Annotated in this window: 8 protein-coding genes; 2 read left to right on the forward strand and 6 right to left on the reverse strand. The window is 41.2% G+C overall.

Annotation, left to right across the window (positions count from 1 at the left end; all coding sequences use genetic code 11):
* Positions 1 to 131 precede the first annotated feature (131 nt).
* The gene (locus tag M1D52_RS21360) at positions 132 to 881 is read right to left on the reverse strand and encodes a tyrosine-protein phosphatase (protein WP_013665283.1); all 750 of its coding nucleotides are present in this window, start codon (positions 879 to 881) and stop codon (positions 132 to 134) included.
* A 174-nt stretch (positions 882 to 1,055) separates the two neighbouring features.
* On the opposite strand from M1D52_RS21360, the gene M1D52_RS21365 reads away from it, so the two are divergent.
* Together M1D52_RS21365 and hrpB are read left to right on the forward strand one after the other, a co-directional pair.
* Positions 1,056 to 2,183, forward strand: coding sequence for a DUF418 domain-containing protein (locus tag M1D52_RS21365; RefSeq protein ID WP_130856181.1), 1,128 nt, complete (start codon positions 1,056 to 1,058; stop codon positions 2,181 to 2,183).
* Positions 2,184 to 2,227: 44 nt separating this feature from the next.
* The gene (gene hrpB, locus M1D52_RS21370; RefSeq protein WP_437393480.1) at positions 2,228 to 4,720 is read left to right on the forward strand and encodes an ATP-dependent helicase HrpB; all 2,493 of its coding nucleotides are present in this window, start codon (positions 2,228 to 2,230) and stop codon (positions 4,718 to 4,720) included.
* A gap of 42 nt (positions 4,721 to 4,762) precedes the next feature.
* Here hrpB and M1D52_RS21375 read toward each other — a convergent pair whose 3' ends face one another.
* The 5 genes from M1D52_RS21375 to M1D52_RS21395 all read right to left on the reverse strand — a co-directional run bounded on the left by M1D52_RS21375 (position 4,763) and on the right by M1D52_RS21395 (position 15,659).
* Positions 4,763 to 6,406, reverse strand: a complete 1,644-nt coding sequence (locus tag M1D52_RS21375; RefSeq protein WP_437393481.1) for a sodium:solute symporter family protein — start codon at positions 6,404 to 6,406, stop codon at positions 4,763 to 4,765.
* A 31-nt stretch (positions 6,407 to 6,437) separates the two neighbouring features.
* The gene (locus M1D52_RS21380; RefSeq protein ID WP_437393483.1) at positions 6,438 to 8,732 is read right to left on the reverse strand and encodes an FAD-dependent oxidoreductase; all 2,295 of its coding nucleotides are present in this window, start codon (positions 8,730 to 8,732) and stop codon (positions 6,438 to 6,440) included.
* Between the two features lie 136 nt (positions 8,733 to 8,868).
* Entirely contained in the window at positions 8,869 to 11,193 is a 2,325-nt protein-coding gene (locus tag M1D52_RS21385) for a hypothetical protein (protein ID WP_437393484.1), read from the reverse strand.
* A 56-nt stretch (positions 11,194 to 11,249) separates the two neighbouring features.
* Entirely contained in the window at positions 11,250 to 13,376 is a 2,127-nt protein-coding gene (locus tag M1D52_RS21390) for a sialate O-acetylesterase (protein ID WP_437393486.1), read from the reverse strand.
* A gap of 6 nt (positions 13,377 to 13,382) precedes the next feature.
* On the reverse strand, positions 13,383 to 15,659 hold the full coding sequence (locus M1D52_RS21395; RefSeq protein WP_437393488.1) for an early set domain-containing protein: 2,277 nt from the start codon (positions 15,657 to 15,659) through the stop codon (positions 13,383 to 13,385).
* Between the last annotated feature and the right edge of the window lie 21 nt (positions 15,660 to 15,680).

Here is a 15,680-nt window from a genome sequence, read left to right on the forward strand (position 1 = left end):
ATTTATCGGGGTGAATATCGGATAAATAATATTTTTTTTAAACGCAATGTCCGTAAATTGTATACAAACGGACCGCTTTTGAGTACTATTATCCAATATACCAACCGTTAAACGAAAGGTAGCATGATCGACTATAGCAATTCAGCGTTTTTTATAGATAAATGTCCTAACTCTTTATAAGCGCGTCCACTTTTTACATAGCTGATTATTTTAGTTAATTGCTGATGGTGATGCAAATCAGTTCCTAAAAAGTCATACATATTTTTATTAATAAGATATTGCGTTGTTATTGTAACTTGTTTTCCATAGTAACCTATTGGAGAGAGTAAGTTCAATTGCAACAAACAACCCATCTCTTTTAATTCATGGTACTTCCTTGTTTGCGATGAATAAAAGTTGTAACGTTCGGGATGCGCGATGATTGGGATATACCCATGTGCGATAATGCGATTTACTATCTGTTCCAACGCAATCGGTTCGGCCGACCATGGCATTTCAACCAGTAAATGATTGGTTGGAAATGGTCTTAAACACTGCTCTTCTAAGAGTGCTTCAAATTTCTCGCCAAGCATGTATTCCGCAGATGAATGGGTATATATATCTGCTAAACCGGCTCGTTCCATTTCAGCATAGAACCACTCGTGAGCATAATCAATTGTCTCCTTCGTATTAGGAAATACCTCATCATATATATGGGGCGTTAATATGAACGATTTTAAACCAAGAGACAAAAGTTTTTTTAACAACAGCAGCGATACCGAAACATTTGGCGCCCCATCATCGATGCCTGGCAATAGGTGTGAATGTATATCAACTTCAACCCACTCTAGACTCGCATGTCCACTTCGTCTAAACAAATTAAACATCACTGTTCTCCTCATCAACATAAACGATTTCCGCATCAGTATATTGTACTTGCTTTCCGCCACTTATTTTTGTAAGCGTTGTACATAAATAATCAACACTTCCCATCCTTTCGTATAATTGCCCGTTTTTATATCAGTTCGTATCCATGGTCTCCATTAATTGGATCTCCAGCTTACCTTTGTATTACCATGGCCGATACCTTATTAAAAACTGACTCACCACGAATTTCCATCCTCGATATTCTCCGGGGATTTGCCTTGTACGGAATTATCCTTGCTCACGCGGCATCTATATATCTTCTTGAATTACAATCCGAAGGGAAAAAAATCGGCAATGAAACGGACCTTTTAATCAAGAGTTTCTTAAGTTTTTTCGTAGAAAGAAAATTTTACTTAATATTTTCCTTCTTATTCGGCTTAAGCTTTTATATCCAATTTAGAAATGCTAAAAGAAAGGGTCAGCCATTTACAATCAAGTTTATATGGAGGCTGTTTGTTTTATTTATTATTGGTTTACTGCATAATCAATTTTATGCTTTTGATATATTGCATATCTACGCCATTATCGGTTTGTTACTTATTCCTGTTAGACATCTGAATCAAAGACATCTTCTATTCATAATAGCAATTTTAGTTGTTGCAGCTTGCTTATCTTCCGAATTCGGCCATCATATTAAAAGTTCTTCTTCCATGTCCTTAATAGCCAATTTAGGCTTCTCGCAACGTATTATCCATCAATTATCGTCCGGTCATTTCCTGATGATTCTTAGCTTATTCTATCTTGGTTACTGGGCCGGTACAGTTGATCTATTTAATGCTAAGGGTTTTCGTACTGAGCTATTAAAAAAATCCTTACTTCTGTGGTCGCTTGCACTTGGCGTGTTTTTAATTATTGGCAGTACGTTATATTATACAGCTACGTTGAGTGCCTTAAAAAGTCTATGGCTTTCATTCTGCTACATCGGCGGCATCTGTTTACTTTATTGGTACAGAAAAAAATGGCGGCTTTTTTGGTCAGCCTTGGAAAATTTAGGCCGCATGGGTTTAACGAATTATGTATTACAAACTTTTTTCTTCTTTCTTCTCTTTGAATTTGGCTATAAACAAGTAAAAAATGGAGAATTGCTTTCCATTATCATATTAGCCAACTTATTCTATTTTGCACAAATCATTTTTTCGATTTATTGGTTCAAAAAATTCAGCTTTGGCCCGCTTGAATGGATCTGGCGAAGCACTACCAATTTATATAAAAACCAGCCTCTTCAAAAAAAGAAATTACATTCAATGGTAGAACAAGACGCACCACTTAGCCAATAAGATAGCATTGATCATTCCGAATCTATTCCGTAAGTTTGACCTCCATGTTATCTATTTTAGAGGAGCCACAACTACCCATTCAGCAAATCCTTTCAAAAGTTCAGGATTCATTAAAAAAACACCCCAATTTATTGGTTAGCGCTTCTCCGGGGGCAGGAAAAAGCACCTTGCTTCCTTTGCGTTTATTGGATGAACCATGGCTCAAAGGCAAAAAAATTCTATTACTGGAACCCCGTCGTTTAGCTGCAATCGCGATCGCAGGGAGAATGGCATCTCTATTAGATGAAGATATAGGAAAGACCATAGGTTATCGGATTCGATTTGAACATAAAGTAAGCAATAGCACACGGATAGAAGTGGTAACCGAAGGTATTTTGACGCGCATGATACAAGATGACAATGCCCTCGAAGCATTTGGTTTAATTATTTTTGATGAATTTCACGAAAGAAGTATTCATGCCGATACTGCATTAACACTCTGTCTGGAAACGCAAGAAATCTTACGCCCGGATTTGCGATTACTGGTAATGTCGGCAACGCTCGATTTACCTAACCTGGCACAGTTATTAAAAGCTCCAACTATTGAATGTCCTTCGAGAACACATCCGATAGATATTATCTATACAGGAGAGCAAAACTTGGAAAGTCTTCCGTCTTTATGTGTTCAAACTATATTGCGAGCACTTCATGAAACCATCGGAGACATACTTGTCTTTCTTCCTGGACAGGCGGCGATTAACCGATGTAAAGATCTCTTGAAAATAAAAAAGACAACTGCAATTATCCATTGCTTATATGGGCAGCTCTCAATAGCAGCACAACAAAGAGCCATCCTCCCCGATGAAAAAGGTGGTCGGAAAGTCATCCTGGCAACCTCCATTGCCGAGACCAGCCTCACGATCGAAGGCGTTCGCGTCGTTATTGATAGTGGCTTTACGCGCCAAGCAATATTCGACGCTAAAACTAATTTGTCAAGCTTACAAACGGTTAGTATTAGCCTCGACTCAGCAATCCAGCGAAGTGGTAGGGCCGGTAGACTTGGCCCTGGAACTTGTTATCGCATGTGGTCTAAAACACAAGAGGCTAAAATGAAAACCTATCGCAATCCGGAAATTATCGATGCGGATTTGATGCCTTTAACCTTAGAACTGTTCAAGTGGGGGATTTCATCTGTGGACCAGTTAAAATGGTTAACACCACCGCCGCTCGAACGATTTCTGCAAGCACAAAAGATCTTAACTCGTATCGAGGCCATCATGGATGGAAAGATAAGCGCTCATGGCAAAATGATACATCGTTTACCATGCCATCCCAGGTTAGCGCATATGCTATCCGCAGCAGCATCCGAAAAATTACATTTGCACTTAGCAACAGACATTGCTGCTCTTCTAGAAGAACGCGATCCCCTAAGTAATACGATTGAAACTGACTTAAATTTGCGAATCGAAGGATTAAGAAGAGCGAGAAAAAATCATACGTATTATCAATCTTTCTCCAAAGTGATTAAGATTGCCGCCTATTATAGAAGGCTATTTGGTATTGAAGAGAACAATGACGATCCCGATCCTTACGTTAGTGGATGCCTTGTGACCTATGCTTATCCCGATCGCATTGCCCGCAAGATAGAGCAGGGCAGCAACCGCTTCTTCATGGCCAATGGACGGAAGGCAACGCTCCTTCTAAGTGATAGCTTATGTAACGAAGACTTTTTGGTCATAGCCCATATTGATTTTCGAGGAGGAGAGGGCAAGGTATTTCTTGCCGCTCCACTAAAGAAAGAAGATGTTTTTCCTTTGACAACACACGATACAAACATTCAGTGGGATTCAAATAACGGGGCTTTCCTTGCAAGAGAAGAATGGAAAATCGACAACCTAATCGTTCAGACAAGGCCATTACAGCAAATCCCCCCCGATCTGGCCACCGAAGTGCTTTTAAAGGTAATAAAGAAAAAAGGGCTACATTTACTTAACTATACGACGGAGGTTGAACAATGGCAGAATCGCGTAATGAGCTTGAAATTCTGGGATCAGAAAGCATATTGGCCTAAAGCTGATACCGACAGCTTGCTTAATTGCGTAGAAGAATGGCTAGCGCCCTATCTTACTAAGTGCCGAAAAGCAGAGGATTTGAAAAAGTTGGACCTAATTTCGATATTGGTCCATTGGCTTCCCTTTGAGCTGCAAAGAAAGCTGGAAAAACTGGCACCAACCAAGCTTACAGTGCCCAGTGGATCTCAGATTAGGCTTCGCTATTTACCAAATGGCGAGTCGCCAATCTTGGCAGTGCGTTTGCAAGAAGTTTTTGGTCTACTCGAAACGCCTACCATCAATGACGGAAAAACGCCCGTATCCCTTCATCTGCTTTCTCCCGGTTTTAAACTTGTTCAAATAACCGCGGATTTAAAAAGCTTCTGGAGCAATGCTTACTTTGAAGTCCGAAAAGAGCTTAAAAGAAGATACCCCAAACATGCCTGGCCTGAAAATCCAATAGATGTGCCGGCCGTGCGAGGCGTCAATAAGCGAATGTACCCTTGAGTTTAGCTATCTATTTTCTACCATGGTAATTTGCATAAAATTTCATAGAGCACTTAAAATGGATTTCCAAATGGCACCACCTCCTAACATAATTCCGGCACCAACAATCACTGCTACTAAACCATCATCAGCTCCTATTCCCAATAAAGCGATTCCAAAACCAACAAGTGTTATCGAAAAAGCAATAACTTTTATACCGAATATATTTTGCTTCACAGAATCTTGTCGCTCGTTATACTCATGTATGGATTCCTCTTTTTTTGAAAACGCCGCATAATGTTGCTTTCGGTTGATCAATTCAAATAGTGCTAAAATAGCTAAGGGCAAACCTACTCCGAGGCAAGTTTCCAGAAAGCGATCTAACCTTATACCCATAATAAATGGTGCGCCTATTTTCATCCATATGCTTACCACTAAGCTGACAATAGATGCAAAAACAATCGATTTTGCGGTCTGTTTCTTAGAAAATAATGACCAAATCAAGGGAGCGAAGAGTGAACCGCCAGCTATTGCCGCCGTGCTCAATACCATTTCAACAATTCCGCCAACTTTAGGTATCAGAATAGCAATAACCATTGTTAGCAATCCAAAAAGCACAGTGAAGACTCTTGCAACCCATACTAAGGTTTTGTCAGAAGCCTTCGGAAAAAAAATTTTTTTATAAACATCATTCGCAAAAACCACTGCAACTAAATTCAGTGTAGTGTTTGCTTTGCTTGCCGTAGCCGAAATCATTCCTGAAAGCACCAAGCCCACTAAGCCTGCAGGCAACACTTTTTGTGCCATCATCATATAAGCTCCTTCCGCTTCTATGCCCTGTAAATTGGGATTAATCACACGGTAAAGCATGGGAGGTAACATCCAAATAAACGGACAGATCAAATATAACCCTGTAAATAAAAACGCCACCTTACGCGCATTCTTCTCATTGGAAACACTGGTATAACGTTGCACATAGGGCCAGTTTCCTCCTATATAAATAGTTTGATATAAAAGAAAAGCAAAAAAGAATCCTATACTGTACTCACTGTTAAAAAAGTCAAAAAAATGGTCCGGAGCATTGGAGGCAAATGTCTGGATACCCCCTGCATCCTTTAGTGCCAGTGGAATTACAATTAATACCGCGGCAGATAAAACTACAAATTGCACCACATCTGTTACCAAAACGGCCCAAAGTCCTCCCGCAGCTGTGTATAAAATAATAATACCTCCAATAATAAGCACGCTGGCTTCAATAGAAATCCCCGAAGCAACATTTACCATCTTCCCAACTGGGTATAACACAGCCGCCACAGAAAACAAGCTATACAATAACGTTAAAGTAGTATAAAATTGTTGCGTCTTTACCCCGAAACGAACACCGATGTATTCTGCGGCAGTAAGCGCACCTGTTTTCTTCCATCGATGAGCAATAAAAATTGCTGTTATCAACCCACCTAGCATCATGGTTAACTGTATACCATTAGCCACGAAGCCTCCTTGATAAGCAATTGATCCCCATACAACAAAAGTACCAGCCGAAAAGTAGCTAATAAATAAGGAGAGGCCATTAATCCACCACGGTGTTTGCCCCCCAGCTTCAAAAAAAGTCGATGTATTTTTACTTCCTGAATAAGTAAACACCATTCCAATACATAAAATCAGAAGGGCAAATACAGCCATTACTACATAATCGATGTTATTCATCACAATCTAGGTCTTTATTTGTTAAATACAATTATCTTTGAGCATAACAGCGTATTCCAAATAAGGCTGCCGGAACGTTATTCGAAGGATGTGCCATGCTAACAATCAATTTTTCTGTTTCCACGGAACCATCGAATAATATAGCATTGATCGTTTGAAAATTATCTTGTTTTTCATATATAGTATTTTCCTTATCGTCTAGAATCTTATACGCTCTCACACAAAAAGGCATCACGCGTTCCGGGTGGGTCATTAGTACCGATTCCATTGGATGATCAAAATCCGTATCAAAGAAAAGGACCAGCTTACTTATCCTTTGTTTTTTATTCCAAACAATCTCGATGGATGGATTGGGATCTGTCGGATCCGCAACCCAGGCATTGCTTCTAACAGTTGGTCTATCTACACCATTTATAAGAAACCTAGGATCGAAAATATGCAATCCTTTAGAGACGCTTAACAATATATTTTGCCCTTCCGGCCTCCGCGCCGGACACCAAAATTCGAATGTGTCAACGCCCATATTTAAAGGCGGGATTTGCTTTCCATAATTTGACACGGCTTTATTTACCCCATTAAAAACAGCAACCAATCCCGTAGCCCGCTGTTCCGTATAAGGAAGTAAAATATTCGGATTATCTTTAAACACAAGGAACACGTATGTAGGATCAACCAGCGTCAGGTCAAAGGTTAATTCCAATAGTTGCTCTCCCTCGTTCAAGTCGAACGTTTGACTAGTCAGCAGCATATCCGGCGTAAAATTCCCTATTCTGCTGCTTTTTCGCAACTCCACCACTAATGTAGTATTACGAGTAGCCTTGACGGTTATTTTAAACGATGGGCACCTACCACTGGGTATAGGCAACAATTGGGCAGCAGCAATAAATAAGGGCTTCCACTGAACATCTATGGCATCAAACCCATTAAACTCCCACACAGAAGAAGCATTTATAGACGCTTGCTGCATCAAATCTAAGGGATCAGCCTGCTTTATATGCGGTATATAATGACCTATCTTTATTAATTCCCGTTGTAGTGTGTCTACTTTTTTTTCCTGTAAGAGTGCCGCCGGATTTAATTCGAACTGTCTGCATAAAACAGCTGCCATCCCCACCGCTTCCCCAACGTAGGCACTTGTAGCCATCACTCTAGTCGCTCCAAAAGCCACATGGCTTACGCTGATAATTCGTCCCGCCAGAAATAAATTCTTAATATTACGACTATAAAGGCAGCGATAAGGAATTTGAAAAACTCCTTTGCTATGCCACTGGTCACAAGCATTATTTTCGCCGAACACGCCGTCCGCAGGATGTAGATCAATAGACCATCCGCCATAAGCCACGGCGTCCTCATGTTTTCTTTGCTCCACTAAGTCCTGTTGTGTCAACATGTAATCCCCTTCAAACCTTCTACTTTCTCTTTTCCCCGGAATAGCACCTACCCATTCCAAGGTCATCGTATCAGCTTCCGGAAAATTTCCCGAATTCTTGATATAATCCCACACACCATAGACAATCTTCCACAAATCCCATTTTATTTTCTCGCTATCATGCACCGTATCCATTCTGCCCCCATGCTCTACCCACCACAATTTACATCCAAATTCTTTGGCATTAAAATTCCTAAATCGGGGAATTTCTTTCGTTACATCCATTGCAAATGACGGCGGTATAAATTTAACCGGCTTACCAACATCTTTACTATAAAAATATAGGCTATGACCAAGTAATTCTCCGTATACAGCTCCCGGAGCCATCAGTTCACCAAACTCTTCTTTGCTTTCGGCCCCCATTCTGAAGGCTGCGCCCGCTAAAAAGCCAACAATACCGTCTCCGGAAGCGTCACAAAACAACGGTGCCTGAAGCTGATATTCAATGGAATTCTGACTACAAAATGCTTTCAACGCCGAAATATGATCGGGCCCATCTTTCTCCACCTCATATACCATCGTATTCAGCAATAGGGTAATATTGGGTTCTTGAGCCACCTTGTCTAAAAGAATCATATCCAAAATAACAGGATTTCCTTCCGGATTGCGGTAAGTATTTTCCACCAATAATTCATCAACCACCCCTCCCTCTCGGCTCCATCGGTTGTTGTTACCCATATGAGAAGTAGCCCCTAATATCCACAACCGGATCTCACTGGAGGCATTACCACCAAGTACGGGGCGATCTTGTACAAGCACCACCTTGGAGCCTTTGCGCGCCGCCGTAATAGCTGCACAAACACCGGACAATCCACCACCAGTTATAACAAGATCAGCCTTTAGTACTTCTACATACTTATTCCTTCCTGCTGCTACGAATTCTTCTTTAAACTTCATCTGTTAATATTTATTGATATGTAATTTTATTTTGTCGGTAGCTTCGTTTCTTATTATTTGTTTCAATCGCATCCCTAAATGGTTATAAGCTCACCAATCCTTTTTTAAACATTTTCCTATTATTGCCGTGGAAACTTCATTCGTAAATTTCATATCGATGTCCTGGCAGCAGCCTAAAGGACCAACCTAAATTTTTATGCTTTGCTTCCAGTTCAACCTCTTTATTCGCCGCCAGATCTTTCACCCTCACATTTTCCTTGATGATGCCTTTTCCTCTTTTATTAACAGTAGATTTTCCGCTGCCATCCGGAAAATAGAAATCATACAAAAATGCTCTGTCTGATACCGGATATATATCTGCGTAAAACGCATCGCCTTGTTTCCTTACTAAAATTCCGTCCCCACCTACAAATAGAGGTAACTTGTCGGTAGGGAATTCATATTCCCGCAATGTACAAGGCCCATTAAAAACGGTCCCTTTTTCAAAATCTATCCACCTCCCTGCAGGCAAGTAGACATCCCGAGAAGTAGCGGTGGCATAATCATTTCCGTACACTGGAGTAGCCAATAAGGATTCACCCAACATCCAAGCATATTGCCGGTGTTCCTTCCCCGCTAAATAATACGTATTTGTATCTGTAGGAAAAGCAATTGGCAACGGTGTCATCGTATACGGATAACCTTCTTTAAAACTTTTAACTGCCGCACTATAGAGATAAGGCGCATATTGGGTATGCCAATCCGCTGCTTTCTTGACTGCATCCTTATAATGGGTATTTGTAATATTCCATGGACCTAGTCCCATCGCCATCACCGGGCTTACAGCTGCCAGCATTGCATTTCTGGCAAAATATAGTTCTTGATCGTTCGTAAGCGGCAGTTTTAAATATTTACCCGCCACAATATCTAGATAGACAGCAGATACACCACTTGCAGCATAATTCAATCCATTAATAAGGGGCCGATCCTGGTCATGACCATATTGGGTATCCTCCAGACGTAAAATATCACCAGGCACAGCATAAGCTCCGTTTCTGGCCATTAGTAAGTATTCTTTATCAATCAAGGCCCGATTCACCTCATCAACCTTGGCGTCATTATTTAACTTGGCACCGTCCAATAACATGAGATCTTCCTTAAATCCCTTCACTCCCCATTTGTCTGCGCCCCTCACGTACCAGTCAATCGCTCGTCTATTCCCACCATTTAGCAAAAACACGTTTCCCTGCGGAAAAACGACTTTATAGGTCTCCGGATTCATCGCGGCATCCGTCACAAAATAGCTTGAATCCAAACCCTGCAAGGTGAAAGGCCCATCATTGGCCTCATAAAAGTTACCCTGATATTGCCGAGGAGCTTTAAAATTAATACGCAATCCCACTAATAAATCTATTCCCCGCTCAGCAAAAAACTTTTTAAAGCCTTTCACATCGGGGTATCTCGGAGAAGGCAATCCATCCTTTCTCCCTCCTTCCTTCAGGTCATCCCATATACCAAAACTTGTTGTACTGCCTTCACTTGGATTTTTTCTTTCTCCTTTCCAAAACCCCGAACCTACCACGGCCCATTTAGGTCCAAACCCATTTTTCAAATAATGATCCAAATCTTCTTGCACCGAATGCTGAAAAGTATTCCATCCCAATGAGCCAAATGCTTCATACCCCAATTCGAAAAAACGGTATTTTGGTTTAATATCTGGGTATCCTTCCTGAATTTTTAGTTGCTTATAACTACTGTAGATCGTTCTCGGCCTACCAAGAAGATAATAAATTTTAGCCTCCTTAACACCTACAGCACCTAAACGGTTTTCTCTATCGCTAATCGCTACCCGTTTTGTTCGCTTTTCGAAAAGAACCTGCGCAAATTGATTTTGTGGAAAAATAGAGAACGTAGAAATAAAGCGATGCCCATTGTCCCGATTGCCAAAATCATCCTCTATAAAATTACGAATGGCCATGTTGTCTCCATAACCTCCATGATCGCCTAAGCCATAGGCCGGGCTAGCAGCAGCGGTACAAAAATCGATCGTAAACAAGCTATCCATTTGATTGGATATAAACGGTTGCAGTTTTAAGGCAACATAATTTGTATCAAAGAAAACACTCAATCGCGCTTTCATGCTTTGCTCATTTTCAACAGCCAACTGCAACAGGCTCTCCTCTTGTTTTAATATTCTTTTCGCATTAGCAGGAAGTGGAGGTCTTTCCGCTCCTTTTGCAAAACGGATTCCGGCTTGCGCGTGTGGCGATATAGCCTCAATGTGCTGCCGGTTTAATAAAATACCATAGCGCAAGCCCTGGGGTATGATAAAAAAAGTATAGTGATCTCTTCTGATAAATAATGTATCAGGCAAGTTTGTGGCCTTCGCAAATAAGCAGGCGAAACAACATAAAAACAAAAGACCTTTATTTTTCATCTGTAAATAATTATTCGTTAATTCTATTTTACTATTGGCACTCATGAACCGCAAAGCGGTTTTTATTCCATCGGTCAGATGGAGCTTACCATGTTAAAAATTCACATTGTCCTGTGTGATGGAAATGCGATTTTTAACATGGACGGTTCATCTAGAATATCACCCTTTACTAAAATTTTTCCTATGTAGATTTGAGCATGCGCATATTTCTCCGGATGCGCGGTAATATCATCTAGTTGATCTGCTCCTAAAATCTCCCTTTTGTCAGGTATTATTTTATCTATACGAAACGTCACCTCATGTTTTCCAAGTGAGGTCTGTAACATAAAAAACTGTCCCCTGTAACGGTTGTTACAATTGATATTAAATCGGTTAAGTACGGCTTGCCCTTCAGACACAACGTTGTAACGCACACCTTTATCAACAAGCAGTTGCACTTCTCTGCCATCCAGCGTCACCTTAAGTTGTCCAACTTCCGGCCCCCCTATATCGAATAAACCAACAGCATCTCCTTCAAAACGGATCGTGCAGCTGGCTCCCGCTTGATCGGCCGTCATGACTGTAGGAAACCACACGCCAAACTGTTGCAGTTTTCCGGTAGTCGGAATCTCTTTCCAATCATCCGAAAATATTGCGCCTTCTTGAGGGCTTATCCATTGCGCTTGCTCCCAGTTATCAACATACAGTGCAGAAGGCAAATCAGGCGCAGCCTCTTTTCCTGACAAAAAAAGCTCAAGTGCAGCACGAAACATCCTTACTATCGCAGCAGCATATAAGTTTCCTCCAATCGGTAGTGGGTGAACGCCATCTTCGGTAAAAATTGGTTTTCCAAGTTTATTTCCAGCATCACCTTTTGCTATCAGTTTTTCCTGTTGTACCATCCAAGCCGGGTATAAAGCCATGTGTACCGAAGGCAACTGATAGTGATCGGCCAGTTGTTCTATTTTAGCAATATGGGTTAAAATAGTTCCTTCTTGGTAGGCCTTTAGTTGTCCTACCGTCGCTGCATAGATCAAGCAGATATCGATTTGAGGATCAGTTTTTTTAATTTGCCGAATAATCCCTTCCATTCCTTGCGGAAAACCACCATTTGCAGCAAACTCTATAAAAACGAGGTCCGGCTGCTTTGACAATAATTGGTCGGCCACTCGGCAGGCTCCTAAATCAGCGTCCGTTCCAGGAATTCCTGCTGTTAGCTCAACAAGTTCATTATTGGGCAATAACACTTTAAGAAGTTCTGTAGTCTGTTTACGATACCCTTTATCTGCCTGTGTAATACTTCCCCCAATATATCCCACACGTAGCTTTTTTCGCTCCCTGGCTTTTTTAAAAAAATTAGCCGCTCCCTTTCGCAACTTAAACTCGTCAATCCCCTTAATCTGTAGTGCTCCTGTTTTAGGCAAGTTCTGCTCAGCTATACCGAGCTTGTTGGCAACCTTAAACGCCAATGAATCTCCCACTTTATTCAAGCCTTCTTGATTGTAATGAATCTCGTCCGTCATTAAACCGCTGTCTATAAAAAGATTTGTTCCTTCAAAAGCGATATACACCGAATCCATCTGTTTAGCTACGTGGTCTTGACTGACCCGTACCTGATCAAAACCCAATCTCGGATGGTTATTGTAATAACCGGTTTTAACTATAAAAAATGGCGTACTCGCATGCATGGCTGTTCTAAATCGTACGATCAGTTCTTTAAGACTTCGCTCGTATGCTGCTTGCGCTAATTTCCCGCTATTAATCGCATTAGCGTCTCTCTCCCCTTGTAGCCAAATAATACCACTAAGTGGCAGGCCGGTCTTTTTCATAGCGGCCTCTACTTTGCGTAAAGCATTATTAAACAATCTTCCGGAAACCGCCCATGTCCCATAATTATCCAGTTCGGCTTTTTCATGACAGGAGCTCCCTCCTCTGGAAGCTGGCACTAATACAATCGTATCGCCCGTAAGTTGATAAAAAGTACCAGCAAAAGCGGGCCAGGCACTTCCTGAGCTTGCTGATTCAAAATCCAACTCATTAGCACCCACGGGATCAATCAGCGGTCTTAATGAGTCAGTTTGGTAAACATATTCATAAGCCACTCCCGGCATTATAGCAGGAGCTAAAGAAGCATTGCCCTTTCCTACACTATTGCTTTGGCCGGCCACTAAAAACAAGTACTTAGCCGCCTCCACTTTCCATATAGCGCAGCTCAACAATAAGAAAATGTAACAAAATTTCAACCTCATTATAAATCAATCAATAGTTATAGCCGCTTCCTTACTAAAATGTGCCAAACCGTAAGAAAAAGTAAGTACATCACCTTTTTTTATTTGGTATGGTAACTCTTCCAACTTCAATCTTTTCTTAAAATACAAGGCATCTGTTCCTTCCTCTTCCAGTACCAGCGTCGTTTCATCCTTGCCATTTTTAGTTACCCGTATCTCGGCTCGTTCTTGTACCAAAGGATTTAAGTTCAGTGGTACAGCCAGTTGCACTAGGAGTTCTTTATTTTTTGATTCGCCAACTACGCTCAATTTCGTTAAATCGTAGTTCCGATAGGCAATCCCTTCCATCCAGGCTGTATTAAAAGTGACCCAACCTTCCGTATGGCCGGGATCTCCTCCGTAAGAATCATACGGATATACATCCTCCTTCGGTGAACCATCCAACACCCCTCTTACCGTTTGCAACATGCCTGCTCCGCCTTCATATTCCTGAAACCAACCTAGGTCGGCCCCTTCAAAATCAGTGCAAGCATCGTAGCTATAATGCCTGCCAGCGGGATTTCTACCAAACACATTATCAATCTGTCCTACCGCTATTTCTTCTAATCGCTTGTTCAGCTTCTCGTCAGTCAACACCTGTTTTGCAACCAAAGCAGCTACCGGAAATCCAGCAATATTACCGGGCTCATTAAAACTACCATTCGGATTAAACGTCGGATCGTTGGCCGATTTAATATCAGGGATTACCCATTTATCTTCTTTATATTTTCTAAAGTCCCACATATTATCCGAACGTGAGATGGCCACCTCAGCCCACAACCTTATCTTTTCAAGCAACTTTTTTGGTGCCTTATCGGGATACTGTTTTAAAAAATAACCCAACGATTGCATCGTTACGTACTCATTCATTCGTTGTCCTTTCGTAGTTGCAGGATCCTTCCAATCCACATTGTCAACAATCCACTGCGTTTGCTTCATCGCTGCATCCCAGTAGCGTATAGCATCCCTTCTTCCTTCGCGTTTAGCGACTTCAAACAGCATTAGGTTTGGCACAATTGAGTGCCCTGGAGGAAACTGCCCCTTACCCGTTCCCATAATGGTATAAGTTTGAAAAAGATTGGCACTATGCTCAATATCATGCCAGCGCCATCGATTATTGTCAGCGGTTTCCCAGATAGCAAACACATAGTCCCTTGCTTCTTCATATACCTCTCTGGGTATATATTCACTTAAATACGGATATGCATATAGGAAATAAGCCAATTGTTCCTTTAATAAGGTATGATTCACTTTTCCCCTCAAGTAAATGTCTACTGCATAATATATGAGACGAACAATTTCCGGCGTATTTTCAGGGAGCCTTTTCCTCAAACCAATATATTGTCCTTCAATGGGCATGCGATCTACCGAAAAGGCGTCAGGATTCGAGAAATACAGGTTGATTAAGGCTTGTAACTCAAAAGAAAATTGATGGCTATCCCGCCAAGCGATTCCTAGAAAAGGGCAACCTGCATCTTGCACCGTTGGTTTAAAACTGTTTGTATTTCCGTACCAACACCTATCATCTATCATAAACTGTATGGCTGGTTTATAGGAAACACGCTCGATTAAATAGGGAGCTATTGTAAAAGGGAAAGAGACACCTACATCCTGCCCTTTAACAATTATTTTATAACTGGACGAGCCCTTTGGATTAAAGGCCGTAAAATCACCTATTTTATTTTTTATTACCCCTTCAAACAGCATTTTGTCTTCATCCGCTTTCGCGATAACAAAGGGTGTTCCATTCGCAGCAAGTGGGGCCGTAAACCGCTTTACTGCACCTGTATTATAACCACTTTGGTTTACCATTACGGGTTGCCGCTCGTGAGCAAAGACTTCTAATTCACCCATCACCGTATTATTCTTGGGTTTATACTCAACTACTAACTTACTGGCAGTAACCGGTGTAAACGTTATCAGCTTTTTCGCTGGCAGTACATTAACAAAAACCTCCTTCTTTTCAGAAACGTTAATCGTAAAGATCCGAAGGGTATCTGTTCCCTTAAAACCTCTAAGAAGTATACGATCAATATTGAACGTCCCCTGCAAGTCCACCTCTATTCTATTAATAGGAGCTGTCGGGTAAGCATAAAACAAGGTGGCATCCTCCCCGTCGACAAAGTGTTCGCCAGGATTATCAGAAATTTTAGGAGTAACGGAAACCGGCTTTCCTTTAGCAAGATTCAGCATCTGCGCTGCAAGCTTATTGAAAAACAATAAGCCCGCAAACAAAAAACAGACTGTTAACTTTCGATTTATCATTGATTTCATCCGTAAATAACT

This window comes from Olivibacter sp. SA151, from assembly GCF_054130995.1.

Bases quoted from the DNA above. Each gene is read 5' to 3' on its own strand.
- M1D52_RS21360 (WP_013665283.1), bottom strand. From the start codon at position 881: ATGAGGAGAACAGTGATGTTTAATTTGTTTAGACGAAGTGGACATGCG.
- M1D52_RS21365 (WP_130856181.1), top strand. From the start codon at position 1,056: ATGGCCGATACCTTATTAAAAACTGACTCACCACGAATTTCCATCCTC.
- hrpB (WP_437393480.1), top strand. From the start codon at position 2,228: ATGTTATCTATTTTAGAGGAGCCACAACTACCCATTCAGCAAATCCTT.
- M1D52_RS21375 (WP_437393481.1), bottom strand. From the start codon at position 6,406: ATGAATAACATCGATTATGTAGTAATGGCTGTATTTGCCCTTCTGATT.
- M1D52_RS21380 (WP_437393483.1), bottom strand. From the start codon at position 8,732: ATGAAGTTTAAAGAAGAATTCGTAGCAGCAGGAAGGAATAAGTATGTA.
- M1D52_RS21385 (WP_437393484.1), bottom strand. From the start codon at position 11,193: ATGAGTGCCAATAGTAAAATAGAATTAACGAATAATTATTTACAGATG.
- M1D52_RS21390 (WP_437393486.1), bottom strand. From the start codon at position 13,376: ATGAGGTTGAAATTTTGTTACATTTTCTTATTGTTGAGCTGCGCTATA.
- M1D52_RS21395 (WP_437393488.1), bottom strand. From the start codon at position 15,659: ATGATAAATCGAAAGTTAACAGTCTGTTTTTTGTTTGCGGGCTTATTG.